Origin of the sequence: Uliginosibacterium silvisoli, from assembly GCF_036017035.1 — a bacterium.
Taxonomy (GTDB): domain Bacteria; phylum Pseudomonadota; class Gammaproteobacteria; order Burkholderiales; family Rhodocyclaceae; genus Viridibacterium; species Viridibacterium silvisoli.
This window is the reverse complement of the sequence record NZ_JAYXHS010000001.1, coordinates 127,316-152,072: the sequence shown is the minus strand read 5'-3', so window position 1 is coordinate 152,072 and position 24,757 is coordinate 127,316. Positions and strand designations below refer to the sequence as shown.

At 62.1% G+C, this 24,757-nt stretch carries 29 protein-coding genes; 13 read left to right on the top strand and 16 right to left on the bottom strand.

The features are described 5' to 3' along the window. Positions 1-108: 108 nt before the first annotated feature. Positions 109-861 (bottom strand): sulfite exporter TauE/SafE family protein, encoded by a 753-nt coding sequence (locus tag VVD49_RS00745; protein ID WP_327597206.1) that lies wholly within the window; start codon positions 859-861, stop codon positions 109-111. A gap of 22 nt (positions 862-883) precedes the next feature. Further along, positions 884-2,065 (bottom strand): methionine aminotransferase, encoded by a 1,182-nt coding sequence (locus VVD49_RS00740; protein WP_327597205.1) that lies wholly within the window; start codon positions 2,063-2,065, stop codon positions 884-886. Between the two features lie 121 nt (positions 2,066-2,186). On the opposite strand from VVD49_RS00740, the gene VVD49_RS00735 reads away from it, so the two are divergent. Next, complete coding sequence (locus tag VVD49_RS00735) at positions 2,187-2,774, top strand: DUF3617 domain-containing protein (protein WP_327597204.1); 588 nt, start codon at positions 2,187-2,189, stop codon at positions 2,772-2,774. A 78-nt stretch (positions 2,775-2,852) separates the two neighbouring features. On the opposite strand, the gene VVD49_RS00730 is transcribed toward VVD49_RS00735, so the two are convergent. Continuing rightward, positions 2,853-3,692: a hypothetical protein gene (locus tag VVD49_RS00730; protein WP_327597203.1), complete on the bottom strand. Its 840-nt coding sequence runs from the start codon at positions 3,690-3,692 to the stop codon at positions 2,853-2,855. 234 nt (positions 3,693-3,926) lie between these two features. Between VVD49_RS00730 and VVD49_RS00725 the strand changes: the two genes are divergently transcribed. From VVD49_RS00725 to VVD49_RS00705, 5 genes are all read left to right on the top strand, one after another. Continuing rightward, positions 3,927-4,262, top strand: coding sequence for a hypothetical protein (locus VVD49_RS00725; RefSeq protein WP_327597202.1), 336 nt, complete (start codon positions 3,927-3,929; stop codon positions 4,260-4,262). 203 nt (positions 4,263-4,465) lie between these two features. Then, positions 4,466-5,866: a hypothetical protein gene (locus VVD49_RS00720; protein ID WP_327597201.1), complete on the top strand. Its 1,401-nt coding sequence runs from the start codon at positions 4,466-4,468 to the stop codon at positions 5,864-5,866. A gap of 137 nt (positions 5,867-6,003) precedes the next feature. Beyond that, entirely contained in the window at positions 6,004-6,924 is a 921-nt protein-coding gene (locus VVD49_RS00715; protein WP_327597200.1) for a metal ABC transporter substrate-binding protein, read from the top strand. Next, positions 6,921-7,706 carry a metal ABC transporter permease gene (locus tag VVD49_RS00710; protein WP_327597199.1) on the top strand — a complete coding sequence of 262 codons (786 nt, stop codon included), beginning with the start codon at positions 6,921-6,923 and terminating at the stop codon, positions 7,704-7,706. Before VVD49_RS00715 ends, VVD49_RS00710 begins: the two co-directional genes overlap by 4 nt. Then, positions 7,703-8,068: a hypothetical protein gene (locus VVD49_RS00705; RefSeq protein WP_327597198.1), complete on the top strand. Its 366-nt coding sequence runs from the start codon at positions 7,703-7,705 to the stop codon at positions 8,066-8,068. Before VVD49_RS00710 ends, VVD49_RS00705 begins: the two co-directional genes overlap by 4 nt. Before the next feature lie 13 nt (positions 8,069-8,081). On the opposite strand, the gene VVD49_RS00700 is transcribed toward VVD49_RS00705, so the two are convergent. The 6 genes from VVD49_RS00700 to VVD49_RS00675 all read right to left on the bottom strand — a co-directional run bounded on the left by VVD49_RS00700 (position 8,082) and on the right by VVD49_RS00675 (position 13,367). Beyond that, positions 8,082-8,654: a YqiA/YcfP family alpha/beta fold hydrolase gene (locus tag VVD49_RS00700; protein WP_327597197.1), complete on the bottom strand. Its 573-nt coding sequence runs from the start codon at positions 8,652-8,654 to the stop codon at positions 8,082-8,084. Between the two features lie 107 nt (positions 8,655-8,761). Beyond that, a complete protein-coding gene (locus VVD49_RS00695) occupies positions 8,762-9,940 on the bottom strand; it encodes a hypothetical protein (protein ID WP_327597196.1) in 1,179 nt (392 codons plus the stop codon). Between the two features lie 259 nt (positions 9,941-10,199). Then, a complete protein-coding gene (locus VVD49_RS00690) occupies positions 10,200-11,333 on the bottom strand; it encodes a hypothetical protein (RefSeq protein WP_327597195.1) in 1,134 nt (377 codons plus the stop codon). Between the two features lie 95 nt (positions 11,334-11,428). Further along, a complete protein-coding gene (locus VVD49_RS00685) occupies positions 11,429-12,253 on the bottom strand; it encodes an undecaprenyl-diphosphate phosphatase (protein WP_327597194.1) in 825 nt (274 codons plus the stop codon). Positions 12,254-12,301: 48 nt separating this feature from the next. Then, positions 12,302-12,586, bottom strand: coding sequence for a YkgJ family cysteine cluster protein (locus tag VVD49_RS00680; RefSeq protein ID WP_327598925.1), 285 nt, complete (start codon positions 12,584-12,586; stop codon positions 12,302-12,304). 25 nt (positions 12,587-12,611) lie between these two features. Continuing rightward, the gene (locus VVD49_RS00675) at positions 12,612-13,367 is read right to left on the bottom strand and encodes an NUDIX hydrolase (RefSeq protein WP_327597193.1); all 756 of its coding nucleotides are present in this window, start codon (positions 13,365-13,367) and stop codon (positions 12,612-12,614) included. Positions 13,368-13,574: 207 nt separating this feature from the next. On the opposite strand from VVD49_RS00675, the gene VVD49_RS00670 reads away from it, so the two are divergent. Next, a complete protein-coding gene (locus VVD49_RS00670; protein ID WP_327597192.1) occupies positions 13,575-13,883 on the top strand; it encodes a restriction endonuclease subunit S domain-containing protein in 309 nt (102 codons plus the stop codon). Between the two features lie 31 nt (positions 13,884-13,914). Here the strand turns inward: VVD49_RS00670 and VVD49_RS00665 are convergent, their stop codons facing one another. The 6 genes from VVD49_RS00665 to VVD49_RS00640 form a co-directional block, all read right to left on the bottom strand. Continuing rightward, positions 13,915-14,649, bottom strand: coding sequence for a hypothetical protein (locus VVD49_RS00665; RefSeq protein WP_327597191.1), 735 nt, complete (start codon positions 14,647-14,649; stop codon positions 13,915-13,917). A gap of 4 nt (positions 14,650-14,653) precedes the next feature. Further along, the gene (locus VVD49_RS00660) at positions 14,654-15,292 is read right to left on the bottom strand and encodes a YceH family protein (protein ID WP_327597190.1); all 639 of its coding nucleotides are present in this window, start codon (positions 15,290-15,292) and stop codon (positions 14,654-14,656) included. Positions 15,293-15,403: 111 nt separating this feature from the next. Continuing rightward, positions 15,404-15,922 (bottom strand): GNAT family N-acetyltransferase, encoded by a 519-nt coding sequence (locus VVD49_RS00655; RefSeq protein WP_327597189.1) that lies wholly within the window; start codon positions 15,920-15,922, stop codon positions 15,404-15,406. Then, positions 15,919-17,136, bottom strand: a complete 1,218-nt coding sequence (gene hemW, locus VVD49_RS00650; RefSeq protein WP_327597188.1) for a radical SAM family heme chaperone HemW — start codon at positions 17,134-17,136, stop codon at positions 15,919-15,921. Before hemW ends, VVD49_RS00655 begins: the two co-directional genes overlap by 4 nt. Before the next feature lie 77 nt (positions 17,137-17,213). Then, positions 17,214-17,390 (bottom strand): hypothetical protein, encoded by a 177-nt coding sequence (locus VVD49_RS00645; protein WP_327597187.1) that lies wholly within the window; start codon positions 17,388-17,390, stop codon positions 17,214-17,216. Positions 17,391-17,428: 38 nt separating this feature from the next. Then, complete coding sequence (locus VVD49_RS00640; protein WP_327597186.1) at positions 17,429-17,647, bottom strand: hypothetical protein; 219 nt, start codon at positions 17,645-17,647, stop codon at positions 17,429-17,431. A gap of 56 nt (positions 17,648-17,703) precedes the next feature. On the opposite strand from VVD49_RS00640, the gene VVD49_RS00635 reads away from it, so the two are divergent. Together VVD49_RS00635 and VVD49_RS00630 are read left to right on the top strand one after the other, a co-directional pair. Then, a complete protein-coding gene (locus VVD49_RS00635) occupies positions 17,704-18,603 on the top strand; it encodes a recombination-associated protein RdgC (RefSeq protein WP_327597185.1) in 900 nt (299 codons plus the stop codon). A gap of 1 nt (position 18,604) precedes the next feature. Next, positions 18,605-19,093 (top strand): nucleoside 2-deoxyribosyltransferase, encoded by a 489-nt coding sequence (locus VVD49_RS00630; RefSeq protein ID WP_327597184.1) that lies wholly within the window; start codon positions 18,605-18,607, stop codon positions 19,091-19,093. Positions 19,094-19,148: 55 nt separating this feature from the next. On the opposite strand, the gene VVD49_RS00625 is transcribed toward VVD49_RS00630, so the two are convergent. Then, on the bottom strand, positions 19,149-20,477 hold the full coding sequence (locus VVD49_RS00625) for a cation:proton antiporter (RefSeq protein WP_327597183.1): 1,329 nt from the start codon (positions 20,475-20,477) through the stop codon (positions 19,149-19,151). Between the two features lie 108 nt (positions 20,478-20,585). Between VVD49_RS00625 and VVD49_RS00620 the strand changes: the two genes are divergently transcribed. From VVD49_RS00620 to VVD49_RS00605, 4 genes are all read left to right on the top strand, one after another. Beyond that, complete coding sequence (locus VVD49_RS00620) at positions 20,586-22,001, top strand: NAD(P)/FAD-dependent oxidoreductase (RefSeq protein ID WP_327597182.1); 1,416 nt, start codon at positions 20,586-20,588, stop codon at positions 21,999-22,001. An 87-nt stretch (positions 22,002-22,088) separates the two neighbouring features. Next, the gene (locus VVD49_RS00615; protein ID WP_327597181.1) at positions 22,089-22,331 is read left to right on the top strand and encodes an acyl carrier protein; all 243 of its coding nucleotides are present in this window, start codon (positions 22,089-22,091) and stop codon (positions 22,329-22,331) included. 52 nt (positions 22,332-22,383) lie between these two features. Then, positions 22,384-23,616 carry a beta-ketoacyl-[acyl-carrier-protein] synthase family protein gene (locus VVD49_RS00610; protein WP_327597180.1) on the top strand — a complete coding sequence of 411 codons (1,233 nt, stop codon included), beginning with the start codon at positions 22,384-22,386 and terminating at the stop codon, positions 23,614-23,616. An 8-nt stretch (positions 23,617-23,624) separates the two neighbouring features. Next, the gene (locus VVD49_RS00605) at positions 23,625-24,725 is read left to right on the top strand and encodes a chorismate transformation FkbO/Hyg5 family protein (protein ID WP_327597179.1); all 1,101 of its coding nucleotides are present in this window, start codon (positions 23,625-23,627) and stop codon (positions 24,723-24,725) included. The last annotated feature ends 32 nt before the right edge of the window (positions 24,726-24,757 follow it).

Below are 24,757 nucleotides of genomic sequence, written 5' to 3'. Positions count from 1 at the left end.
AGAACGGCTCCTGCAACGAGGAGCCGCTATTCTAAAAGCATGTTGCCTGACAATGCGTACTGATTTGACTTTGTTGTAAGACAAGAGCGTTGCCCAAGCGTGAAGCTTTCAAGCGAACGCGTCCCACAGCAGTTTCAGGCCGGATGCGCCCAGCATCAGCGTGGCGATGAGGAAGAACGGGCGTTCGGGCACCTTGCGCATCACGTGCAGGCCCAGCCATACGCCGAGTGGCGCCAGGGGGGCCAGCATGGCCGCGAGTGTCAGCGTCTCGCGGGTAAAGAGGCCCAGCCAGAGGTAGGGCAGGATCTTTGCCGCATTGATGACGGTGAAGAACACTGCCGACGTAGCGACGAAGTTCTCCTTGGGCAGTTTGCGCCCCATCAGATACACGAGGATGGGCGGCCCCCCGGCGTGCGCCAGCGTGCTGGTGAAGCCCGACAGCGCGGACCAGATGCCGCCGGCCGCGGGGCCGGGTTGGCCAGAGAGGCGCAGGCGGTCACGCAGCTTCAACAGGCGATCCACCATGAACAGCACTGCGATGCTGCCGATGCAGGCTTTCACTGCATGGTCGGGCAGGGCGCCAATGGCGAAGCTGCCGAGCGCGATGCCGACCAGCCCGCCGGGCAGGATGACGCGTAGATCGGCGACCGACCATTTCTGCCAGTAGGCGCGTACGCCGAACATGTCCATCACGCACAGGATGGGCAGCATCACGGCGACGGCAACGCCGGGTGGGAGCCATAGCGCCATCAAGGGCACGCCGATGCCGCCGAGTGCGCCACCGAAAGCAGATTTCGAAATGCCGGTGAGCAGCACGGCGATGGCCGTGACGATCCAGCCGAGTGGGGTCAGATAGTCCATGGTGATGAGATGAAGTGGCGGCTCAGGCGCGGAGGCTGGCGAGCCGTGCAATCGCCGCGTCCAGCGTCTCGTCACGCTTGGCGAAGCAGAAGCGCACCAGCCCGGCGTCATGTCCGTCGACGTGGAAAACCGACAAGGGAATGCAGGCGACGCCATGCTCGATGGTCAGCCAGCGCGCGAATTCGACGTCGCTGATGTTCGCTCTCAGGCCGCGGAAATCGGCCAGCTGGAAGTAAGTGCCGCTGCTTGGCAGGAGCTTGAAGCCTGCGGCTCGCAGGCCGGGGGCGAGGCGATCACGTTTGGCCTGAAAGAACCCTGGCAGGGCTTGCCAGTGCGCAGGGTCGGCAAGGTGCTCGGCGAGTGCGTGCTGGGCGGGTGCGTTCACCGCGAAAACGAGGAACTGGTGAATCTTGCGCAGCTCTGCCGTCATGTTCGGCGGTGCCACGCAATAGCCGATCTTCCAACCGGTGGCGTGGAAGGTCTTGCCGAATGAATAGATTGCAAAGCTGCGTGCGCGCAGTGCCGGCTGCGCCAGCACGCTGCGATGCTCGAGGCCGTCGAATACCAGATGCTCGTACACCTCGTCGGAGAGCACGAACAGGTCATGCCGTTCGGCAATGGCGGCGAGCGCGTCGAGGTCTGCAGCGCTGAAGATGCTGGTCGATGGATTGTTCGGATTGTTGATGAGGATCATGCGCGTGCGTGGCGTCACCGCGCGCTCCACCTCCTGCCAATCGACCGCATAGTCGGGTGCCCGCAGTGCGACGCGCACCGGGATCGCCCCCTGTGCCGCGATGGCCGGTGCATAGCTGTCATACGAGGGATCGAGCACGATGGCCTCATCGCTCGCATGCAGCACGGTAGCGATGGCCGTGAAGATGGCCTGGGTTGCGCCGGCCGTGATGGTGATCTCCTGATCCGCGTCGACGGCAATGCCACGCGAGCGCTGCAGCTTGGCGGCAATCGCCTGGCGTAGCGCGGGCAGGCCGGCCATCGGGGCGTACTGGTTGTGGCCTGCCCGGGTGGCGCGGGTCAATGCGTCGAGCAAGTCCGGGTGGCAGGGGTAGTCCGGAAATCCCTGCGACAGATTGATGGCGCCATGCTCGTTCGCGAGCTGGCTCATCACCGTGAAGATCGTGGTGCCCACGTCGGGGAGTTTCGATGCAAAACGTGGCGAGAGGGGAGAGAAGGGCTGTGTAGGCATGCCGTAGTATCGCAGCAGCAGTCGCTGTACAAAAGCCCGCTGGACAGTGCCGCATGCCTCTGCTGCAATGAAGTTCGCGATGCCAGAGGCCGCCCGCGGCCATTACCGACAGGAGACCCGAATGAACCGCAGTCATTGTCACCACGCTTCATTGCTTGCCCGCAGCACTGTCTGTCTTGCCGCGCTGCTGATTGCAGGCAGCGCTTTCGCTCAGGACTTTCCTCGCCGCAAGGCCGGGCTATGGGAGACCACCATGAACTCCATGCAGATGCAGGGCCAGAAAGTGACCGCCCAGCACTGCATCGATGCGAAGACAGACGCCGAGATGTTCAAGCGCGGCATGGAGAACAAGGAGGCCAACTGTAGCCAGCAGACCTTCAAGCGCACGGCTGCAGGCATGGAGTTCGATTCAGTGTGCAAACAGGGCGACAGCACGACGACGACGCACGGTGTCGTGACGGGTGACTTCAACAGCCAGTACACGATGGACATGAAGATGCACCGCACGCCCGCACTGAACGGCAAAAGCGATTTCCAGATGACGAGTACTGCACGCTACCTTGGCGCCTGCTCGGCTGACATGAAGCCGGGCGACATGAAGGTCAACGGCATGCTCATCAATGCCAACGGAATGCCCGCGGGCCTGACGCCGCAGCAGGCGGAGCAGATGAAGAAGATGATGGAGCAGATGCAGAAGCAGCAGAAGTAGGGGCAGGACCCAGGCAGGACATATGGCAAAGAAAAAGGCCGCCCCCGGGGCGGCCTTTTTCTTTGCGACGGCCACTCTTCAACTCTTTGGTGTTTCACTTGCGGTACGCGTACCCGAGCCCCGCAGGTTGACGATTTTCTGCAGGGCGTCGAACCAGAATGGCGCGCCGAACAGTGCGGAGGATGCCGTAATCAGCCAGCCGAAAATGCGCCCGATCAAAGACAGGTCCAGCGCGGGAGGCGCGGTCCAGCCTATCGGCAATATCTTCAGATCGTTGAAAACCTGCTCGGTGCCGCCGACGGAGACGCTGGCAGGCAGGGCTGCGACGAGAGACGGATGTTTCCACAGCGTCGAGAACAGGTGGATGGCATCGATATTGAGCACGACGGCCAGCGTCAGCGCGATCAGGAAGCAGACCAGCTGTGAGCGGCGCTTGTAGGCCCCGGAAACGCGATCCATGCCATTGTCGAACCAGTCGGAAACCTCGGCCTGCACATGCTCGATGCGTCCCTCGGCGCGGTCGTAGATGCCACGCAGCAATTTGCGCAGCTGCTTGTTGTGAAGTGCATCGATGTCCTTGCCCAGATCCTCGAATTTGTCGCCCGTCTTCTGGATGGACTCGATCAACGCTGTCGCGAATTGACGTGGCTCGATGTAGGAGGGCTTGTGCTCCAGTTGGGCTTCGGTCTTTGCCTCGCCAGATGAGCGCGGATTGACCAGGGCGCTGTTATAGACCTCACGCGCGAGGCCGTCGAACTGCTTGTCGTTCAGCAGGGCCTTGACGCCATCCAGCAGCGTATTGGCGCGGAGCTTGAGCGCTGAAGCCAGCGCCTCGTTGAGCGAGCTGGCGATCAACGAGATGGATGCGAAGGTGAAGCACAGGCCGATGGCCACTTCCAGCACGGTACTGTTGAACATGTCTGCCCCCTGTCTATGCGTATCAAAGCAATGTAGATCACGTGCGCAGCAGGTGCTGCTGTCCTTGCGGGCACGGGGCGTAAAGGCGTGCGCAACCGGACGTCCGCTTGCCTGGTCAATTGCAACAATGTTGCATGTGAGGGGCGGTCCACAATATCATCGCAACACTTCGCGTCCAGAATCCGGCGTCCGTCCTGGCCGCCTGATCGGCGAGTAGCTCTGAAGCAGCATTCCATGCGCCCGTCCAGTAATCGCCTCGTTGCGTTTGTCCTCGCTCTGTTCGTGCTGTTTGCACAACAGGGTGCGACGCTGCACGCGCTGTCGCACGCAACGCAGGAAGTTGCCAGTGTCGGACAGAAGTCACCGGACAGGCAGAGCCCGAGCGGCCATGAGAATTGCGAGCAGTGCCTGTCGTTTGCGGCGGCAGGCGGCGCCATGCCGGCAAGCCAGCATGGCCTGTCATTGTTTGCGTTTGCACATGTTGTTCGCGCATCACTTCCTCCTGCATGCCTGGCATCGCGCACGACGACGGCATACCAGTCGCGCGCGCCTCCCTACCTCCCTGCCTGAGCGACATCGTCTGTATCAGCTAGCGCGCGCCGCCATGGCAGCACGCCGCCTGCTGCCGTCTTTGTTCGCCCTCTGGCGCGCGGTTTGACCGGCTGATCCGGCCGGCACCGTCGCCATTTCCTGCTCCTGTACGACTGCGTACGCCGCATTCCATGCGACGCGTACCGGCTTTCCATTGACGTCATTCACGACGAGGTTCTCGCATGTCCAGATACAACATCCTTACCGTGGCGATGGCCGCCGCGGCATTTACGCCGTCTCTTTCCTTTGCCGCAGACAACGCCGATCTCGAGCTCATCCGCGGCGAGATCAGCGCCTTGCGCCAGAGCTACGAGTCACGCATCAGCGAGCTCGAGGCGCGCCTCAAGAAGGCCGAGACGGAGAAAGCGGCATCGACCGCCGCTGCACCAGCCGCAGCGCCAGCCCCTGTTGCGGGGGCAGAGGGCGGTGCGCCGCAAGCTCCAGCAGCGCAAGGCAGTGGCTTCAATCCGAACGTCTCGCTGATCCTGTCGGGCACCTATGCCAACTTCTCCCGCAAGCCGGAGGATTACCGCATCTCGGGCTTCATTCCTGGCGGTGAGATTGGTCCGGGCCCGCGCGGGTTCAGCCTGGCCGAATCGGAGCTTGGCTTCTCGGCCAGCGTCGATCATCTCTTCTACGGTCAGGCCAACTTTGCAGTATCGCCAGACAACGAGATCTCCGTTGAAGAGGCTTTCGTTCAGACGACTGCGCTGCCTGCGGGTTTGAAGCTCAAGGCCGGGCGCTTCTTCTCCGGCATCGGCTACCTCAACGAGCAACACGCCCATGTGTGGGACTTCGTCGACAACCCGCTTGTGTACCAGGCTTTCCTCGGCACGCAATTCGGTCAGGACGGTGTGCAGATGAAATGGCTGGCGCCCTCCGACACCTACTTCGAGGTCGGTGCAGAGGCCGGGCGCGGCTCGAACTTCCCCGGTTCCGAAGTCAGTCGCAATGGTTCGGGAGCCCAGGCGGTCTTCGCACATGTCGGCGGTGACATCGGCGTGAGCCATAGCTGGCGTGCGGGCGTGTCGTATCTGTCGGCCTCGCCAAGAGATCGCACCTACGAAGAGACGGACGTGTTCGGCAACAGCGTCACCAACGCCTTCTCCGGCAGCTCGCGCCTGATGGGTGCTGACTTCGTCTGGAAGTGGTCGCCGAACGGCAATGCAGATCGGCAGAACTTCAAGCTGCAGGGCGAGTACTTCCGCCGCAAGGAGGCGGGCGATCTGGTTTATGACACGGCTGCTGCCGCCCAGTCGGACCGTTACAGCTCCAACCAGTCCGGCTGGTACATGCAGGGCGTATTCCAGTTCATGCCGGCCTGGCGTGTTGGTTTGCGCTATGACCAGCTCAGCAGCGGCACGGTGGATTACGCCAGCAACGCCGCCAATCTTGCTGACGTTGCGTACAAGCCGACCAAGACCAGCCTGATGTTCGACTGGAGCCCGAGTGAATTCAGCCGCGTACGCCTGCAGCTGGCCCGCGACAAGTCGCGACAGGTCGACGGCGTCGCTGCACCCGACAACCAGTTGTTCCTGCAGTACCAGATGAGTTTAGGCGCCCACGGCGCGCACAGCTACTAAACGCCTGGCAAAACGGGCTGCACGCGCAGCGGCCGGCGTTGGCTTGCTCGCCGTGCCTGAGCACTGCTCTGCGCGAGCGGCCTTGCCCGCTGTGCGTTCGCTCCATTTTTACAAGCGTTTAACAAGGAGAGTTGAAAATGAAAAATGCATTTCTATCGATGATGCTCGTGCTGGCTTTTGTTGCACCCGTGACGAGCCAGGCCGCTCTGCGCGCCATGGCGTGCGAACCGGAGTGGGGCGCCTTGTTGCAGGAGCTCGCCGCCGACAAGGTGGCGGTCTACACCGCGACGACCGCATTGCAGGATCCGCATCGCATCCAGGCGCGCCCCAGCCTCATTGCCGCCGTGCGCAATGCCGACCTGCTGGTGTGCACGGGTGCGGAGCTTGAGGTGGGCTGGTTGCCCGTGATGCTGCGCCAGTCGGGCAACCCGAATGTGCAGCCCGGAAAACCGGGGTATTTCGAGGCCGCGGATTTCGTCAGCAAGCTCGAGGTGCCGACACGTCTCGATCGCGCGGATGGCGACGTGCATGCCTCTGGCAATCCGCACATCCAGACAGATCCGCGCAATATTGCCTTGGTGGCGGATGCGTTGAGCAAGCGCCTGACGCAACTTGATGCTGGCAACGCGGCGTTCTACCAGGCTCGCTACGCGGATTTCGCGGTGCGCTGGAAGGCAGCCATGCAGCGTTGGGAGAAAGACGCAGCGCCAGTGCGCGGCATGCCGGTGATCGTGCAGCACAAGGCCTACCCGTACCTGGAGAACTGGCTGGGGCTCATCGAACTCGCCACGCTGGAGCCCAAGCCGGGCGTCGAGCCGACCAGCAGTCATCTGGCCGAGGTGCTGGCGCAGCAGCAACGCCAGCCCGCGAAGCTGATCATCCGTTCGGCATACAACGACGCGCGTGGTGCCGACTGGTTGGCCGAGCGCGCGAAGATCCCGGCCGTCGTGCTGCCTTTCACCGTGGGTGGCAGCGATCGCGCGAAGGATCTGTTCGGTCTCTTCGACGACACGATCGCGCAACTGCTCAAGGGCGTGAAGGGTGGGGCCACGCCATGAGCCCTGCGCTGAGTTTTTCGGGGCTGGACATCAGCATCCTCGGGCCGGCCTTCATCGCCGGCCTGCTGGTGCTCGCGACGCACGTGCCGCTTGGCATGCAGGTGCTCGACCGCGGCATCGTCTTCATCGACCTGGCCATCGCGCAGATCGCCGGCATCGGTGTCGTCGCGGCCGATGTCATGGGGTGGGAGAGCAGCGAGCATGCCTGGGCCGTGCAGGTCGCCGCAGTCGGCGCCGCGCTGCTTGGCGCCTTCCTGCTCAACTGGACAGAGCGGCGCTGGCCGGAGATCCAGGAGGCGCTGATTGGCGTGCTTTTCGTCGTCGCATCCTGCATCGGGATCTTGCTGCTGGCCGGTAATCCACATGGCGGCGAGCACCTCAAGGATCTGCTGGTCGGCCAGATCCTGTGGGTCAGCAGCACCCAGCTGTGGTCGGTAGCGGCGCTTACGGCCGTCGTGCTGGCGGCGTGGTTCAGCATTGGCCGACGCGTCGGTCGCCTGGCTTTCTACCTGCTGTTCGCGCTTGCCGTTACCGCCTCGGTGCAACTGGTCGGCGTGTATCTGGTGTTCTCCAGCCTCATCGTGCCCGCATTGGCGACGCGTGCCGTCAGCCGGGGGCGTCTGTGGGTAGCCTATGCGCTGGGGGCGATTGCGTATGCCTTAGGACTGGCGCTGTCGGCACTGGCGGACTGGCCCTCCGGCGCTGTCATCGTGCTGGTCATGGCCCTGGCGGGCGTCATCACGAGCGCGGTCTATGGCCGCAGCGGCAGGAGCTTGTCATGAGAAACGCAATCAGCTTTCCTGTGCGTATTTCCGCGCTGGTGGTTTTCGCCGCGGGCTGCGTGGCCTGCAGCACCGTGTACGAAGGCAGGTACGCACGTGATGAAGGCTGGCGCCCCGGCACGGTCCAGGAGCTGGCGCCGGCTGCAGGAATCAAGCAGGCGGGCTGGCGCGATTGCCGCAAGGACATGTCTGCCGCGCAGCAAGCTGCGAGTCGTTTCGCGACCGTCGAGTTCTTCGGCAGCCATCGCAAGTCGACGATTACCGTGCCGGTCGAGGAGGGCGCGCAATGGAGTCGCGGCGATCGCGTCTATGTCGACACCGCGGATTGCAATGCGGGGCTGCAGCCGCGAGCGGTGGACTGAGTCGGGGCCGGGATCAGCTCAGGAGGCCGGCAAACCGCAAGACGTCATCGAGGTAATCCGGCCAGCGCGTGAAACTGTGATCGCCGCCCTCGAGTATGGTTTGGCGAGCGCCTGCGTAGCGCGCGACGGCATGGCGATAGTCGAGTACTTCGTCTGCCGTCTCCGCGAGCAACCAGAGATTCTGTGGATTGCGCAGAAGCGGGCAATCCAGCGCCGCGATCTGTGCAATGTGCGCTTCGGTGAAAGTGAAGCGCGTGCCGCTGTAGATCATTTCGTGCTCGCCGAGAAACAGGCCCGCGTCGAAGTCTGCGTGTGGCACGAAGGGGTTGATCAGAGCCGCACGCAGTCCGTGTTTCTCAGCGAGGAGGGTGGCGTAGAACCCCCCCAGCGAACTGCCAACCAGCGTCGGTGGGGTAGCACAGCGCGCGATCTGCGCCTCGATGCGGGCGATGGCCTCGAACGGGACGGGCGAGAGCTGTTCGCACCACATCTCGTGCGCCAGCCCACGCTGCGCGAGATGCTCCGCGAGCACGTGGACCTTTTCCGATTGCGGGCCGGAACGGAAGCCATGGAGATAGATGAGCATTCCCGCAGGATAGTGCCAAACAGCCGTAGGCTGCGTTGCGACCAGCGCTCTCAGTAGACAAAAAAAGCGCGGCAGTGGCCGCGCTTTCTTATGGAGGCTGGGACGAATCAGTAACCTTCGCTCGTCAGGCCACTCGGCAGCTTGGTCTTCAGCTGCGTAGCCGTGTAGGCGCCATTGGTCCAGACGATCCAGTCGAGATCGAACCTTCCAAACGAGCCAGTGTTGATTTCGCCAAAGGCGATCGAGTTCTGGGCAACGCCTGCGGTAGCTTGTTCCAGACTGGTGAATGACCGGTTGACGGCCGGCGTGGAGGCCCCATCCACATAGACTTTCACGTTCCCCGTAGTGGCGTTTGTCATGGTCACCGTCATCTGGTAGGTGTGCCAAGAGGTTGTCGGGTTGGCTACGCCAGGAAACGACACGGCCTGTGGAGTGAAGTCGAAATTCCAGAGCACAAGCCCGTTATTGGCGTAGGTCGCATCCTGCACATAGATTTGCATGCGACCGCCGTTTGCTCCACCGTTGGACTCACCCATATTCAGCATGACGCTCAGGCCGTTGTAGGTCGAGAGGGAGCGCGTGCGGAACACGGTCGTGATCGATTTCGGGTAGCCATCCGGCAGCACATTGCGCAGGTAGTAACTGTTGCTATCGCCGACCGCGGCGGTCGAGTCGATTGTAAGGACACCAGACGAGACGGAGTTGTTCGTGAGCACACACGAGCCAGCCGAGCTGGATGAACTGGACGAACTGCTGGAACTCGAACTGGATGCGCTGCTATTGCAAAGCAGGAATTGGCTGGATTGGCCTGATGCCAGCGTGACGGCGCCGGAGGTATTGGGCATTGCATCCGCCTTGTAGCTACCCCACGCGACACCAGCGATAGTCAGCTGCACAGTTACGTCCTTGTAGCTAAGCTGTTGACCGCTCGAGTTCAGGCTGGCGACACGAACGACGGTGTCATATGTGGCGGCGCCATTAAAGGTGGAAGGATATGCCGTGATGATCGCACTTGAGCCACTGATGGAGATGCTCAGCCATGACGCAATGGCTCCGCCCGAAGTGTTGGAGACGCGGATCGCTGCAACGTCTGGCCCGAGGTTACTTGCAGTTACGGTTTGTGCGGGGACAGTGCTCAATGGCGTCGCCGCCGAGAATGTCAGCGCGTAGGTCGACAGATCGAAATTTCCGTTCTGGGCAGGCGTACTGGTGCTGCTACCGCCACCTCCGCCACCGCCGCAGGCTACGAGCGCGCAGGCCAAGACGGCCCACGCAAGGTGTCTCATTTGTCTGAACATATTTCCCCGCTTGTAGTTGTAAAGATGTTTAAAGCGGGGCGAGTCTAGCCCAGCAACTCACATCGCGAATGTGAGGTGTTGCATGTCTGCAACTCAATGGTCGGGCCGCTGCATCCAATTCATTTGCCATGTAGCGAAGACCAGAACGACGAAGGCGATGCGCTACCAGGTGAAGAAGGTGAAACCGTTCTTGGCCCACAAAAAAGCGCGGCCGCGGCCGCGCTTTTTTTTCTGTGCAGGGAACTGATTAGTAACCCGTGCTTGTGAAACCTGCAGGCAGCTTGCCGCTCAGCTGCGCAGGCGTGTAAGCATCCGAGTTGGTCCACACCAGCCAGTCGAGCGAACCCTTGCGCGTGTAGGTGCTGTCGGTGTCGCCAAGGCGTAGATTGTTCTCACCGACCGCTGCCGCTGGAAACGAGCTGACGGTCTGGTTGAGGATCGGCGTGGCATTGCCGTCGAGATATACGAGAACCGTGCCCGAGGAAGGCGTGTTCATCGTGATCGCGATATGGAAGACGTGGTAGTTCGTCGCATCGAAATTGCTCGAGTACACGGCCCCCCCTCCGTTGACGTTGTTGAGCGACAGTTTGGTATTCGTTAGCGAGGACCCTGTAAAGCTAGAGCCGAACGTGATTTGAGCCTTGTAGGCGGTGGCACCGGTGTCGCCGAAGGAGCTATTGATGTCCAGGAAGCGGTCTGAGGCGGCATCACCCTTGAGGCGCGCCAGGATGGTGAGCTTCTTGGGATACGTTGCTGCAGTGTTCGTCGCCGCGAACGGCGTGACGAAGAAATGCTGGTCGCCAGCTGCTGCGGTGGTATCCAGGCTGAGGATGCCTGCGGCTACGCTCGAATAGGCGCTGTTGCCTCCAGTGTTCAGGTCAAATTGCGTCAGCGAGCCGTTGGCCTGAGTGAGTGCGCCCGTTGCATTAGGCAGTGCGCTTGCGTCGTAGATGCTCCAGAGGTTGGAGGTGACGACGAGTTGCACGTTCACGTCTCTGGAGAACAGTTGCGCGCCACTTGAGCTGAAGCTCGCCACGCGTACGACCGTGTTGTACGTGCCCACGCTCAGGCTGGAAGGGTTGGCCGTCACGGTGCCGGTCGAACCGCTGATCGTGACGCTCAACCATGATGCAATTGCGCCGCCCGAAGTTGATGAAACACGAATCGCTGCCGCGTCCGGCCCCAGGTTGCTCAGGGTGATGGTTTGTGACGCAACCGTGCTGATCGGCGTCGCGGCCGTGAAGCTCAGCGAAGTGGTTGAAAGGTCAAATGTTCCGTTTGGAGCGGGCGTACTGGAGCTGCCGCCTCCGCCGCCACCGCCACATGCGACAAGCATGCACGCCAAGCCCACCCACAGCAGGTGTTTGATTCTTCCTTGCATATTTCCCCCGGTTTTAAAATGTAAAAATCTTTAAAGCGGGGGCGAGTCTAGCGCAACAATTCCTGGGCAAGTGTGCGTTGTTGCATGCCTGCAACTCAATGGTCAGACCACTGCACCCAATCCATTTGCCATGTAACCAGTATCAGAACGCCAAAGGCAATGCGATACCAGGCGAATATGGTGAAGTCGTTTCGGGAGATGTAACGCAACAGCCAGCGTACGCACAGGAAGGCGGAGATGAAGGCAGTGATGAAGCCCACGGCCCACATGCCGATGTCGGAGGCCTGCAGCAGGGCCCGGTCCTTGTAAAGGGAGTAGGCCGAAGCCAGTGTCAGCGTAGGGATGGCGAGGAAGAACGAGAATTCGGTTGCTGCCTGGCGCGACAGGCCAAACAGCAGGCCGCCGATGATGGTTGCGCCAGAGCGGGAGGTGCCGGGGATCAGGGCAAAAGCCTGCGCAATGCCGATCTTCAGCGCATCGAGGGCAGTCATGTCGTCTACCGTCTGCACGCGCACTGTGTGCTGGCGGCGTTCAGCCCACAGGATGATGAAGGCGCCGATGATGAAGGCGGTGGCAACCACCGGGGCATTGAACAGATGTGCCTTGATGGCCTTGCTGAAGAAGAAGCCAAGCGCAGCAGCAGGAATGAAGGCAATGATCAGGTTGATGATCAGGCGCTGCGCTTTTGGATCAGAGGTTGCGCCAGTCAGTACGCTCGCAAGGCGAACGCGATATTCCCAGATGACGGCGATGATGGCACCGGCCTGAATGGCGATTTCGAAAAGCTTGCCACGTGCATCGTTGAATTCGAGCAGGCTGCCGGCGAGGATCAGGTGGCCCGTCGAGGAGATGGGCAAAAACTCGGTCAGGCCTTCGACCACGCCGAGAATGGCGGCTTTCAGAAGCAACACGATGTCCATGTGGCAGGTCCGGCAGAATTGAAGTGCTGTGATTATACGGGTTGATACCTATTGGCCGGTTGGGGGCGTCGCGGAGCCGGAGGGGGCTGTGTCGCGCTCCAGTTGTGCAATCCACTGCAGGGCGTATTCGCGCGTCTCGCCACACATTTCAACGGAGGGCTGCAGGCCGCCGCAGAACGCCGGGCGCTCAGGTTTGCCGAACACCGCGCAACGCAGATCGGCCGTGAGTTGCACGCAAGGGACGCCGGCAGGCTTGCCATCCGGCATGCCGGGCAAGGGCGTATTGATGGACGGGGCGATGCAACAGGCCGCACAGCCGGCGCGACACGTCAGCGACATATGAGGGCTCCTGCGGGGCTCATTGGCGCGATCCGGCGGATCCGCCAACAGCATTCTGATCATGCAGCAGTCGCAGACAGCGGTAGTAAGAGGCGATGTGAAGTGCTTGCGAAAACTCTCCGCCCTCTATGGCGGACTCCACGGCTGCCAGTGTTTGCAATGAACACTCGATCTCCTCCGCCTCGTCGAGATTCTGCCTGCCGGTTGCCGTCACGTTGCGCGCCAGGAACAGGTGCACCTTGTTTGTCTGGCGGGCCGGGTTGGCAAACATGCTGCACACGAACGACCAGTCCGTGGAGGAATAGCCGGTCTCTTCGAGCAGTTCTCGCTGGGCGGCGAGCAGCGGTTCCTCGCCATCGTCGATGACGCCCCCCGGCAATTCCAGTGTCGTAGTGTCGGCGGCGTAGCGGTACTGCCGGACGACGAGCAGGTGTCCGTTTGCGTCGAGGGCAAATACATGCACCCAGTCCGTCTCGTGCATGACGTAGTACGGATCCAGCGTGATGCCATTCGGAAGCTCGCAGCGATCTGCCGTGACATGCAGCCAGCGGTCCTTCAGCACGGTGTTTGATTGCAATTTTTTCCAGGGGCGCATGTCTTGTCTCTGCAATTCAAGCTTGTGTTGCATGGTTCTGCGGGTGTTTGTCGTAGCACTTTTTACATGCCAGGAGAGCGGGCGACGCCCGGCGGCGAATCGTACCTGTTTCGGGTGACGAATCCGGGCTTCATTGCTGCCACGTAGCGTCACTGTGGCTGCCCGGATGGACATCGTCATCTACGTGTTTTCCGCCCTGTAGGACGCTTTGTTGTAGGACGTACACTGACTACGCTGTAGGAATAAAGCTGGCTGCCCGGTAGTGCGTGATTCTGGATGTCCTGTGGCTACGGAGATCCAGGCACGGCGGATGCTGCATCCGGACGGGCGTGTCGGCATTTGGCATGCTTCTTGTGTATCAAGCCTTCGAAGAGATGGAGGGTAGACATGTTTGATGTGGAAATTTTCTACAAGACCGAACTGGGCCGCATGGCCGTGAGCGATCGTTCCTACGGCTTGCAACAGCGTATGCGTGCAGCGCTCATTCTCATCGACGGGAAGACTCCCTGGGTGACGCTGCAAAGCATGCTCAAGCCGCTGGGTGACCCGGCAGACATCGTGGAGAATCTCAGCCAGCTCGGCCTTCTGGAATCAGACCACCAGCTACCCCCCATGCCCGTCATTCAACCGGGGACTGCCGTGTTTTCGATGCCGGCTTCCACCGGCCCCATGTCCACCAACGCCGCCTCGCGTTAATCCCCCGCCGAGGGCAGCTACGCTGCCCTCATTAGTACGTGTCGGCAGTCGCAGGGCTCCCGACAAGCCACTCCACCAGATGGTAGTGCCTTGGTCGCAGGGGCCAGATGCAGTAGCTTGCCGTCTCCGCGCCGGGCTGGCCCAGCCCGAGCGTGCCGTGATCCACGATCGGCAGTTCGCCGCCACGCCAGAAATGCGCGATGAGCGCATCCAGGTCGGTGCCACCGACCGGCCCCGTCACGCTGTGGTCCGGCTTGCGCGTCGTTGAAATGACGTCGTGATAACTTGCCCAGTGCTGACGCGCGAGATCGCCACGCAGCGCGCGCAGCCATTCTCTGGCGGTGCCTTCTTCGCGAGGCGCAAGTTGCCCGAGCACATTGGCGAACAGTACGGCGTGTTCGCCGAAGTGCTGTGCCAGGAGGCCTGTGCCAGGCTGCGCCAGGATGTCTACATCGTCGAAGTGCCAGCGGACCTGCGGGTAGCGCCAGCGCAGCAGGTGTCGCGCAAGCGGATCGGGTTCGAGCACCGTGACAGCCTGCCAGCGCTGCAGGAATTCCTCGTCCAGCGTGTGACCGGCGCTGGGACCGACGAGAAGCAGTCGGGTGGCGGGCGGTTGCCAGGCCTGCAGCCAGTCGCGCGTCGTGCGCCGGAAGTCCTGCCACAGACCCGTCCTGTAGCGCAGCGCACGCAGATGCCAGATCAGCCCACCACTGTTGTGCAGCCAGTGCTGCTGCAGGCGTGGTGTCGTGTCCGCATTCGCAGGCACTGTTCTATTCGCCCGCAACAAGCCCCAGTTCGCTGGTGACGCGAGCGAGTTGGGCCGACAGGCTTGCGACCTGTTCCTCCAGTGCCGCGACGCGCGCGGCGAGACCGCCTTCTGGCGCAGCTGTCGGAGCATGTGCGCTGGCAACGGGTTCTCCGCTGAGCAGGTGTGCCCAGCGCGCTTCACGGGCGCCAGGAGTGCGGGGCATGAGTTTGACGAGTGCGCCGTCGGCGCGCGCAGCAAGCTCTTCCAGAAAGGCTTCGATCGAGGATACGTCTGCAAAGCGATACAGGCGCTCGCTATTGGCGCGCAACTCCGCAGAGGTCTGGTGGCCGCGCAGCATCAGAGTGACAACGATGGCCGCGGCAGGCGTCGGCAGGTTGAGTACGCGGCCGACGTTATGGCTGTAGCGCGTGACGCGATTGCCGAAGGTCTCAAGTATCAGGGTGTGCGACTTGAGCGCGTCGATGGCCTGTAGCGCCTCGCTTTCCGACACCTCCATCACCGGGTCACGGCTGGTTTTCTGGTTGCAGCCGGTGATGATTGCGTTGAGCGACATCGGGTACGAATCGGGCACCGTCTTTTCCTTCTCGGCCAGCACGGCGAGAACACGGGCTTCGGTTGGCGTCAGTTGCAACAAGGGCATGAGGTGTCGTCCTGAGTCGTGAGAGGCGCAGTGTACGCGCAAAGTCGCCGCTACATGTTGACGCGGCTGAAGCCGGCGACTGCTTGTTACAACATCGCTGCCGCAGCGCGATCAGCGCGTCTTTCCTGCCATCAGATAGCGCGTGAAGCTTACGCCGTGGCGTTCGACAACTTCAGTGCCGGTGTCGCGAAAGCCTTGCGTGGCGAGAAAGGCGCGGGCCAGGCTGCTGGCTTCGGCGGTGATGGTCTTCGCGCCCATGGCGCCGGCGAGCATGTGCATGTCGTCCATCAGCAAGGTGGCGACACCCTGGCGCGCTGCACGTGGTGCGGTGTAGAGCATGGCCAGGTGGCCTGGCATGTTGAGCTGGGCAAAGCCGACAATGCCTTCGTCATCGACGGCAATGCGTACCCAGCCTTCGCTGAGCGCTGCAGCAAAGGCGGCTTCGTCATCGGCCGATCTTGCCCACGCGGCAAGCTGTTCTGGCGAATATTCGCTCGCAGCGCTGACGTTGATGGCGTCGCGAAAAATCTGTGCAAGCTCGGCTGCATCGGCGACGTTGAAGTCGCAGGTCTCGAAAGTTGCGTCGGGCCCTGTGTCCGGATCCGCATCGTGCATGTCGTCAGTGCTCATTTGGCGAGGAAGATTTCAAGAAGATCGTTGAGGAAGCGACGGCCGTGTTCGCTCGGGCGGATGCGGTCGGCGTCGATTTCCAGCAGGCCGCGGGTGCGCGCCACGCCGAGCTCTTTCTCGATGCTGGCGAGTGGCAGGCCGGTGGTCAGCTCGAGTTGCGCGCGTGGCACGCCGTCCAGCAAGCGCAATGCATTCATCATGAATTCGAAGGGCAGGTCGGCTGCAGCGACGAAATTGGCGTCCTGCACGAAGTTGCCGCTGCGGGCCGCATCAAGATAGGCGTTGGGGTGTTTGTGGCGCATTTCGCGCCGCACGCCCTCGTGTGAAGTGAGCTTGCCGTGGGCGCCTGCGCCGATGCCGATGTAATCGCCGAAGCTCCAGTAGTTCAGGTTGTGGCGGCAGCGGTGGCCGGGCTTGGCGAAGGCCGAAGTCTCGTAATGGCGGTAGCCTGCCTCGGCGAGGCGCGTCTCCATCATGTCCTGCATGTCGGCCGACGCGTCTTCGTCGGGCAGGGGAGGCGGCGCGCGGTGAAACAGCGTGTTGGGCTCCAGTGTCAGGTGGTAGCACGACAGATGAGGTGGCGCGAAGCTGAGGGCTTGCGCGAGATCGCTTTCGGCTTGCGCCAGGGTCTGCTGTGGCAGGGCGTACATCAGGTCGATGTTCCAGGTGTCGAAATTGCGCGCGGCAAGTTCAATTGCGGCACGCGCTTCCCGGCTGTCGTGGATGCGGCCAAGGCGCTCGAGCTGCACATCGTCGAAGCTCTGGATGCCGAGGGATACGCGCGTCACGCCCGCGCCGCGGAATTCAGCGAAGCGACCTGCTTCGACCGTGCCGGGATTTGCTTCCAGAGTGATCTCGGCCTCAGGGTCGAGTGGCAGCAAGGTACGCACGCCGGTCAGCAGACGGTTGAGTTGCTCCGGCGGAATCAGGCTGGGCGTGCCGCCACCGATGAAAATGCTGATGACGCGGCGCCCCCACACCTGCGGCAAGGTCGCCTGCAGGTCCTGCAGTAGCGCGTCGACATAGGCGGCATCCGGAATCCCGTTGTCACGTACCGCATGCGAGTTGAAGTCGCAGTACGGGCATTTTTTCACGCACCACGGGAAGTGGATGTACAGCGCCAGTGGCGGCGGTGCTTTCAGCTGCGCGGCAGGATTGTCGGGCAGGGCGGCAAGCGCTTGTTGCGGAAGGATGGGGATGATGCGTGCGGCCATTGTGTTCTGTTGTGCATCGTCATGTGCATTACGATGCGCGACGTAATGACGAAGGGCGGTGATGAAGGTGTTTTGGTTCAGTGTGCTGCGGCAGCGCACTCAACAAAAACACCTTCATCGCGCAGTTTGCGGCGAAGTGCGATGCGGCCGTTGGCTCGTTGTTGCTTGAGCGACTTGCCGTGCGCAACGTTGCGCTTGGTACGCAGCAGTGCGAGATGCACCAGGTTGCGCGGTTTGGGGGCTTTCACTTTCATGGTCTTGCTCCTTGGTTGATTGAACGTGCGATCCAGCGCTACTTCGCGGCCTCTTCCATGGCCTGGCGTTGCGTTTCGGCCTGCTGCTGCGCCTGGTCGAGTTGCTGGGTGACCTGCGCCTTCTGCTTCTGTGCTTCTTCCACTTGCTGTGCCTGCAGCTTGGCCACGGTGGCTGCTGTGGTGACCGTTTCGGCGCCGCAAGCGGCCAGCAGCAAGGCTGCGACGACAGCGGGGATGGTGCGATTGATGCGAATCATGATGAACTCCTTTTGGCGGGATTCACGAGGCGGTATCATCTGACAATTTTGACGCCATGTGGTTTCGCAACCTGCAACTATACCGACTGCCCCAGAACTGGGACATGACCATCGAGCGTCTGGACGAACAACTGGGTCGTCTGCGCTTTCGCCCCTGCGGTAGCCAGGATCTTTCCACTCACGGCTGGATTTCCCGCCAGCCCGAAGGCTCACTCGTTCACAGTGTAGGCGGTCAGTGGCTGATCGCCCTGGGCATCGAACGCCGCCTGCTGCCATCTTCCGTCGTCAAGCAGGTCGCGGCTGACCGCGCCGAGGAAATCGAGCAGCAACAGGGCTACAAGCCCGGCCGCAAGCAGATCAAGGAGATCCGCGAAGCCGTAACGCAGGAGTTGCTGCCGCGCGCCTTTACGACGCGTAGCCGCATCTTCTCGTGGATCGACCCCGAGGCCGGCTGGTTGGTCGTGGATGCTTCCAGTCGCAAGGCCGCTGATACGGTGGTCGAATCACTGCACAAGGCCCTCGACGAACTGCCGCTGAAGCTGCTGAATACGCGCCTGAGCCCGGCAACCGCCATGACGGAATGGCTGGTCGCCAACGAAGCACCTGTCGGTTTTACGATTGATCAGGATTGCGAGCTCCGCGCCATCACCGAAGAGAAGAGTGCCGTGCGCTACGTGCGTCACGCGCTCGACGGCAAGGAAGTGCAGGATCACATCGTGGGTGGCAAACAGGCGTCGAAGCTGGCCCTGACCTTCGATGACCGGCTGAGCATCATCCTCAACGACAAGCTGGAGTTGAAGCGTCTGCAATTCCTTGATGTCGTCAAGGATGCGGCGGGCGATGCGGAGGATGCAGAAGCGTTGTTCGATGCCGAATTCGCGCTCATGACGGGCGAGCTGCGGCGTTTCATTCCTGCGATGATCGAAGCGCTCGGCGGTGAAGAGCCCACCATCTGACATGGCGGCGCTGAAAGTCTATATTGCCGGTCCTGATGTGTTCCGCACCGATGCGCTCGCTTGGGCCGCGGAGGTGCGGCGGCGCTGCCTGGCGCTTGGCCTCGAGGCGCTCATTCCGCTCGACGGCGACGCCAGTACGCCCGCCGGAATCTATGCCAACAACATCGACATGATCCGTGCAGCCGACGCGGTGGTAGCCAATCTCAAGCCGTTCCGTGGTGCGGAGCCGGATTCCGGTACCTGCTTCGAGGTGGGATTCGCGTTGGCACTGGGCAAACCGGTGGTGGGCTATCTTCATTCTGCGGAGTCGCTGTGCGAGCGTGTCGCGCGCCTGCAGGGCTCCCCGCTCGTCGCCGACGGTGAGTGCGTGCTGGATGCGGAGGGCTGGCGCGTGGAGAACTTCGACCTGCCACTCAATCTCATGCTGGCCGTGCCGGTGAAGCTGGTGGCGGATCTGGAGCAGGCCCTGCTGGCCGTAGTGCACGAGTAAGCCGGGGATGTGCTGATAGTGGAAAAAGGGCGGATCGGTTTCGCCCTTTTTTCATTCAGCCCGTGGGCTGGTGTGTGGTCGCGCCCTTGTCTTCCGCTGTCCTGTAGCGGTCGCCAAGTTTCGGTAACCAGCGCTTGAGGCCCGGTGTGGTCATGACGTTGGACACCAGCGCCATCAGCACAAGCATGGTGAACAGCTTCTGCGAGATGAAGCCCATGTCGAGGCCGATGTTGAGCACGATCAATTCCATCAGGCCGCGCGTGTTCATCAGCAGCCCCAGGATCTTGGCGCTGACGTGGTCGGTGCCCGCGAGACGCCCGGCGATGTAGCCGCCGCCGAATTTGCCCAGCGTGGCGACGCCGATCAGCGCGACGCACCACAGCCAGTCGCCGGCTGTCGTGAGCGAGCCGACATTGGTGCGCAGTCCGGTGTAGGTGAAGAACACCGGTAGCAGCAGTACCTGCACGAAGCGGCCCACCTTGTCTGCCCATTGTTCGGTGAATTCGCGTTGGTCGTGCACCAGCAGGCCGAGCATGAAACCGCCGAAAATCGCGAATATGCCGATCAGGTAAGTCGTGAGGGCCGACACGAACAGCAGAACCAGCGTGGAGGCCAGCAGGTTGCTGGAAAGGCCCGGGCTGCGGCGCGTCTCGAGGCCGATCAGGCGACGCAGTTGCGGGCGAACCAGATACCAGCAGACCACGCCATAAATCGCCAGCGCCACCAGACGCAACGAGAAACTGCCAAACGAAAAGCTCGAGATCGCGAGCGCCGAGACGACCATCAGGATCAGCCAGCCGACGACATCGTTGATGGCGGCAGCACTGATTGCCACAACGCCTATCGGTGCGCGTGTCAGGCGGAATTCCATCAGGATGCGGCCCAGCGTGGGCAGGGCCGTGATCGAGAATGCCGTCGCCACGAACAGCGCGCAGCCGACCTGATTGATGCCGGGCGCCAGCACTGGCGCGGCGTAGTAGCCAAAGATGAGCCCGAGCGCGAACGGTAGGATGATGCCGAGGATGGAGACGTAAGTCGTCGCGCGTTTGTGGTGGTTGTGTGCCAGCAGCGAGAAGTCGAACTCCATGCCGATCTCGAACATCAGCAGGATCAGACCGATCTGGCTAAGGATCATCATCGGTGCGCTTGGCACATCGGTGAAAACGATGCGGAACAACTCGGGCGCAAGGGCCCCGAACAGGGTCGGACCGAGCAGGATGCCGACCAGCATTTCACCTACTACTCTGGCCTGGCCAAAGCGCGCGGCAAGCTCCCCGCCGAGGCGACCGGCGGCAACGATGATGGCGAGCTGGATGAGGATGCCGGCGAGCAGCGATTCGCTCTGATGCACGGCTGACTGGGCTGTCTGTACGACTGTTGACATGATGGTCTTGTCCGTCGGAATGCGGCTTGCAGCGGGGGGCTGCCTGTCTGGCCAGCGTTCCGGGAGGAGTGCCGACATGCTATCTTTGCCGGATTATACGGAGTCGGCATGGAACACAGAGGGGGCGTTGTGAATAGTTCGGTGAGCAGTGCGGTGATGGAGGAAATGGGTGCGATGCCGACCGCGATGGGCATGAAGACCCATACCGGTATGACGCCCGACGTACTGGTCATCGGTGGCGGTCCTGCTGGCTCGACCGTGGCGGCCTTGCTGGCAGACAAAGGCCATGACGTGGTCTTGCTCGAGAAAGCGCATCACCCGCGTTTCCACATCGGCGAGTCGCTGTTGCCATTGAACATGCCGCTGTTTGACCGGCTGGGCGTGCGCAAGGACGTGGAACGGATCGGCATCACCAAGTACGGTGCTGAATTCATATCCCCCTGGCATGACCATACCAGCGACTTCTTCTTCGCCGAAGCGATGGACAAGAGCTTCCCGTATGCCGTGCATGTGCGCCGCTCCGAGTTCGATGAGTTGCTGTTCCGGCATGCCGCCCGACGGGGCGCGCGCACCTTCGAGGGCGCCCGTGCGCACTTCGTTGATCTGGATGCGGGCAAGGGCGGCGATGGTCGCGCCCTCGTGAAAGTGAAGAGCGACGATGGCAGCGAGACCGAATGGCGCCCCCGCTTCGTCATCGATGCCAGCGGGCGCGACACATTGCTGTCCAACCAGTTCGGGATCAAGAAGCGCAATCCGGAACACAGCAGCGCAGCCCTGTTTGGTCACTTCACGGGCGCCATGCGTGGCGAGGGGCGTCGCGAGGGCAATATCTCCCTGTTCTGGTTCGATCACGGCTGGTTCTGGTTCATCCCGCTGCTGGACGGCACGGTCAGCGTGGGCGCCGTGGCTTCGCCGGCCTATTTCAAGACCCGCAAGAGCGACCCTTCCACCTTCCTCATGGAAACCGTGGCGTTGGCGCCCAAGCTGGCCGAGCGGCTGAAGGATGCGACCATGGTCGAGCCGGCGACGGCGACCGGTAATTTCTCGTACAGCTCGTCGTACTGTCGCGGCCAGAATTTCGCCATGATCGGCGACGCCTATGCGTTCGTCGACCCGATGTTCTCGTCCGGCGTGTTCCTGGCCATGCACAGCGCCTTCGAAAGCGCTGCCGCCGTGGATCACTGGCTGAGGGGTGAGGTGAGGATGGCCGAGAAGGCCTTCCGTCGCTTTGAAAAGACCATGGTGCACGGGCCGAAGATGTTCTCGTGGTTCATCTATCGCATCACCTCGCCGGCGATCCGCAAGATCTTCATGCAGCCGCGCAATGTCTGGCGCATGCAGGAGGCGTTGCTGTCCATTCTCGCCGGCGACATCTTCCGCAATACGCCGGTCGGGCCGCGCCTCTTGGGCTTCAAGGTCATCTACTACTGCTCCTGCCTCTCGATCTGGCCGCAGGCCTTCAAGACCTGGCTCTGGCGCCGCAGCAACCACAAGAAATCGTTGGCAGCCGGTACTGATGTCTGAGCCAGCGCGGGCGCCGCTCGCCCGCTGCAGCTGCCCGGAACACCGAATCGGATAAAATCACAACCACCTACTTCGCGAGGCTTTGCCATGGATACGCTGGAACAAGTCAGGGAATACATTTCGAAGAAAGTAGGCACGCCCGCTGAGAACATCACGCCGGAAGCGACGCTGGAATCCATTGGCGTCGATTCGCTGATGCTTCTGGACCTGATGTTCGATTTTGAAGATCAACTCAAGATCAAATTGCCCAATGATTTGCCACGCCCCGAAACCGTGGCCCAATTGATTGAAGTTTTTGACTCCTACCTCCAGCCCAAAGCAGATGCATGATGCAGCACCCCGGGGCGCGTCCCTGAGCGCTTCGCAGCCTGGCGTTTTTCGCGTGGCGGTCACCGGCCTTGGCGTGACGGCTCCTGCGACCGCCGATGCGCATGACTTCTTCAACAGATTGCTGGGCGGCGAGTCCTTCATCCGTCTGTTCCGTCACCCGCAAGCGGTTGACGCATTGCAGATCCCTGCGATCCATTGCGCTGATTTCGATTCGCTCGCGGCCGTCGGGCGCGTGCAGACCGCCACCATGGACCGCTACAGTCAGCTCGGCGCTGCGGCTGCTTATCGTGCCTGGGCTGATGCCGGCCTCGATGCCGAAGGCATGAAGGGCGATGTGCGCTGCGGGGTCTCGTGGGGCACCGGTGTCGGTGGCACGATGACCTTCGAGCAGGGCTATCGCGACATCATGATCAACGGCCGTGACCGCGTGCCGCCGCTGTCCGTGGTGCTGGCGATGAACAATGCCTGTGCCTCGCAGATCGCCATCCGTCTCGGCCTGGGTAGTGCGTGCACGACATATTCCGTGGCTTGCGCCTCGTCTGCTGTGGCGGTCGGTGATGCCTTCGAGCGCATTCGTCAGGGGCGCGACAAGATTGTCGTGGCAGGTGGTTCGGAAGCCCCTCTGTCAGAAGCGGTGATTCGCGCCTGGGATGCCATGCGCGTGTTGGCGCCCGGCGATGAAGAAACGGCGCCTGCCGCCTGCCGCCCCTTCCACCCGAAGCGCGCAGGTCTGGTGCTGGGCGAGGGCGGTGCCGCACTGATCCTTGAAGAGTGGTCGCATGCCCTCGAGCGTGGTGCGAAGATCTACGCCGAAGTCGTGGGCTACGGCAGCAGTTGCGACAACACCCACCTCGTCAAGCCGGATGCGCAAGGGCAGATCCGCGCAATCGACGCGGCGATGCGTCAGGGCGGACTGTCGGCCGCCGATGTGGGTTACGTGAACGCGCACGGCACGGCCACGCGCGAAGGTGACCCCGCTGAAATCGCTGCGCTGCGCGAGGTCTTTGGCGCACATGCTGCGCAGTTGCCTGTGAGTGCGACCAAGGCTGCGCATGGCCATCTGCTTGGCGCTACGGGAGCGATTGAAGCGTTGATCACCGTGCTGGCGTTGCATCGGCAGAGCATTCCCCATACGCAGCAACTCGAAACGCCCGCAGACGATTGTCTCGGCGTACGTCACGTCATGGGCGAGGCGCTGCGCACGACCAGCCTGCGCGCAGCCCTGTCCAATTCCTTCGCGTTTGGCGGCAGCAACGCGGTGCTGGCTTTCCGGCAGGCCGAGTGATGGGAGCAATGTCCGACTCTCAGCCTCGTTCTCAGCCCCGCTCGCAACCTCACGGCGGCTCGACGGGCGTGTTGTCGCTGGAAGTCGCCTGCGCTGCCGCGCCGGATGCCGGCGATGCAAGGCTGCTTGGCGCGGTGTGGCATAGCGATGTCGTGCTCGCTGGTGGCGCAAGCGCAGGCGTCGACATCCAGATCGCCATGTCGCCTTTGCCTGCCGAAGCCGCTACTGGCGATCAGGCGGGGGGCGTCATGGAACAGTGGCGTGTCAGCGGTGCCGTGCGAGAAGGCGTGCGCGGCCCCGCCCGATATCGTTGCACGGATGATTTGCTGTTCGTGGCCATCACGCTGGCCGAGCAGAGTGGCGAGCGCCCTCGTGAGGTAGCGCGTGATATCGCCGCTGCCGCGCAGCAGGCTTATACGACCCTGTTTGATGTGATGGCAGCGGAAGGTTTCGGGCATCTTGTGCGGTGCTGGAATTACTTTGCCGACATCAATCGCCACCAGGCCAATCAGCTCGGCACGCTGGAGCGCTACCGCTTGTTCAACATCGGGCGCCAGGCGGCCTTCGAGGCTTCCGAGCATTCGGCCGACGTAGGCGCTCCGGCTGCCTGCGCATTGGGCACGCAGGGCGGGCCGTTGACGGTGTATGCGCTGGCAGCGCGCCAGGCACCACGTTGTGTCGAAAATCCGCGCCAGGTCAGCGCTTACCGCTACCCGGAACGCTATGGGCCGAAGAGCCCGAGTTTCTCGCGCGGCAGCGTATTGAGTGACGCGAAGGGTGGTCAGGTGCTCTTCGTCTCCGGCACGGCGAGTATCGTTGGCCACGAAAGCGTGCATCTCGGCGACGTCGTGGCGCAGACCGAAGAATCATTGCGCAATATCGTGACGGTTGTAGCAGAAGCCAATCGAGGATTGGGCCGTGACGCATTTTCGTCACACAAGCTGTGCTACAAGGTGTTTGTGCGTCGACCGGAAGACGCACTCATGGTGGCCGACACAGTCCATCGCGTGCTGGGTAGCGAGGGGGAGACGATCAATATGGTCGTTTTGCGCGCTGATGTGTGTCGTGCTGAATTGCTGGTTGAGATCGAAGCGGTCGGTTTTGCCTGAGCCTGCACTGACAGGTTGGCATTGGAGTATTG

Excerpts from the sequence above, each read along its gene's own strand:
- VVD49_RS00745 (WP_327597206.1), bottom strand. The coding sequence starts at position 861 with ATGGACTATCTGACCCCACTCGGCTGGATCGTCACGGCCATCGCCGTG.
- VVD49_RS00740 (WP_327597205.1), bottom strand. The coding sequence starts at position 2,065 with ATGCCTACACAGCCCTTCTCTCCCCTCTCGCCACGTTTTGCATCGAAA.
- VVD49_RS00735 (WP_327597204.1), top strand. The coding sequence starts at position 2,187 with ATGAACCGCAGTCATTGTCACCACGCTTCATTGCTTGCCCGCAGCACT.
- VVD49_RS00730 (WP_327597203.1), bottom strand. The coding sequence starts at position 3,692 with ATGTTCAACAGTACCGTGCTGGAAGTGGCCATCGGCCTGTGCTTCACC.
- VVD49_RS00725 (WP_327597202.1), top strand. The coding sequence starts at position 3,927 with ATGCGCCCGTCCAGTAATCGCCTCGTTGCGTTTGTCCTCGCTCTGTTC.
- VVD49_RS00720 (WP_327597201.1), top strand. The coding sequence starts at position 4,466 with ATGTCCAGATACAACATCCTTACCGTGGCGATGGCCGCCGCGGCATTT.
- VVD49_RS00715 (WP_327597200.1), top strand. The coding sequence starts at position 6,004 with ATGAAAAATGCATTTCTATCGATGATGCTCGTGCTGGCTTTTGTTGCA.
- VVD49_RS00710 (WP_327597199.1), top strand. The coding sequence starts at position 6,921 with ATGAGCCCTGCGCTGAGTTTTTCGGGGCTGGACATCAGCATCCTCGGG.
- VVD49_RS00705 (WP_327597198.1), top strand. The coding sequence starts at position 7,703 with ATGAGAAACGCAATCAGCTTTCCTGTGCGTATTTCCGCGCTGGTGGTT.
- VVD49_RS00700 (WP_327597197.1), bottom strand. The coding sequence starts at position 8,654 with ATGCTCATCTATCTCCATGGCTTCCGTTCCGGCCCGCAATCGGAAAAG.
- VVD49_RS00695 (WP_327597196.1), bottom strand. The coding sequence starts at position 9,940 with ATGAGACACCTTGCGTGGGCCGTCTTGGCCTGCGCGCTCGTAGCCTGC.
- VVD49_RS00690 (WP_327597195.1), bottom strand. The coding sequence starts at position 11,333 with ATGCAAGGAAGAATCAAACACCTGCTGTGGGTGGGCTTGGCGTGCATG.
- VVD49_RS00685 (WP_327597194.1), bottom strand. The coding sequence starts at position 12,253 with ATGGACATCGTGTTGCTTCTGAAAGCCGCCATTCTCGGCGTGGTCGAA.
- VVD49_RS00675 (WP_327597193.1), bottom strand. The coding sequence starts at position 13,367 with ATGACGATGTCCATCCGGGCAGCCACAGTGACGCTACGTGGCAGCAAT.
- VVD49_RS00670 (WP_327597192.1), top strand. The coding sequence starts at position 13,575 with ATGTTTGATGTGGAAATTTTCTACAAGACCGAACTGGGCCGCATGGCC.
- VVD49_RS00660 (WP_327597190.1), bottom strand. The coding sequence starts at position 15,292 with ATGCCCTTGTTGCAACTGACGCCAACCGAAGCCCGTGTTCTCGCCGTG.
- VVD49_RS00655 (WP_327597189.1), bottom strand. The coding sequence starts at position 15,922 with ATGAGCACTGACGACATGCACGATGCGGATCCGGACACAGGGCCCGAC.
- hemW (WP_327597188.1), bottom strand. The coding sequence starts at position 17,136 with ATGGCCGCACGCATCATCCCCATCCTTCCGCAACAAGCGCTTGCCGCC.
- VVD49_RS00645 (WP_327597187.1), bottom strand. The coding sequence starts at position 17,390 with ATGAAAGTGAAAGCCCCCAAACCGCGCAACCTGGTGCATCTCGCACTG.
- VVD49_RS00640 (WP_327597186.1), bottom strand. The coding sequence starts at position 17,647 with ATGATTCGCATCAATCGCACCATCCCCGCTGTCGTCGCAGCCTTGCTG.
- VVD49_RS00635 (WP_327597185.1), top strand. The coding sequence starts at position 17,704 with ATGTGGTTTCGCAACCTGCAACTATACCGACTGCCCCAGAACTGGGAC.
- VVD49_RS00630 (WP_327597184.1), top strand. The coding sequence starts at position 18,605 with ATGGCGGCGCTGAAAGTCTATATTGCCGGTCCTGATGTGTTCCGCACC.
- VVD49_RS00625 (WP_327597183.1), bottom strand. The coding sequence starts at position 20,477 with ATGTCAACAGTCGTACAGACAGCCCAGTCAGCCGTGCATCAGAGCGAA.
- VVD49_RS00620 (WP_327597182.1), top strand. The coding sequence starts at position 20,586 with ATGGAACACAGAGGGGGCGTTGTGAATAGTTCGGTGAGCAGTGCGGTG.
- VVD49_RS00615 (WP_327597181.1), top strand. The coding sequence starts at position 22,089 with ATGGATACGCTGGAACAAGTCAGGGAATACATTTCGAAGAAAGTAGGC.
- VVD49_RS00605 (WP_327597179.1), top strand. The coding sequence starts at position 23,625 with ATGTCCGACTCTCAGCCTCGTTCTCAGCCCCGCTCGCAACCTCACGGC.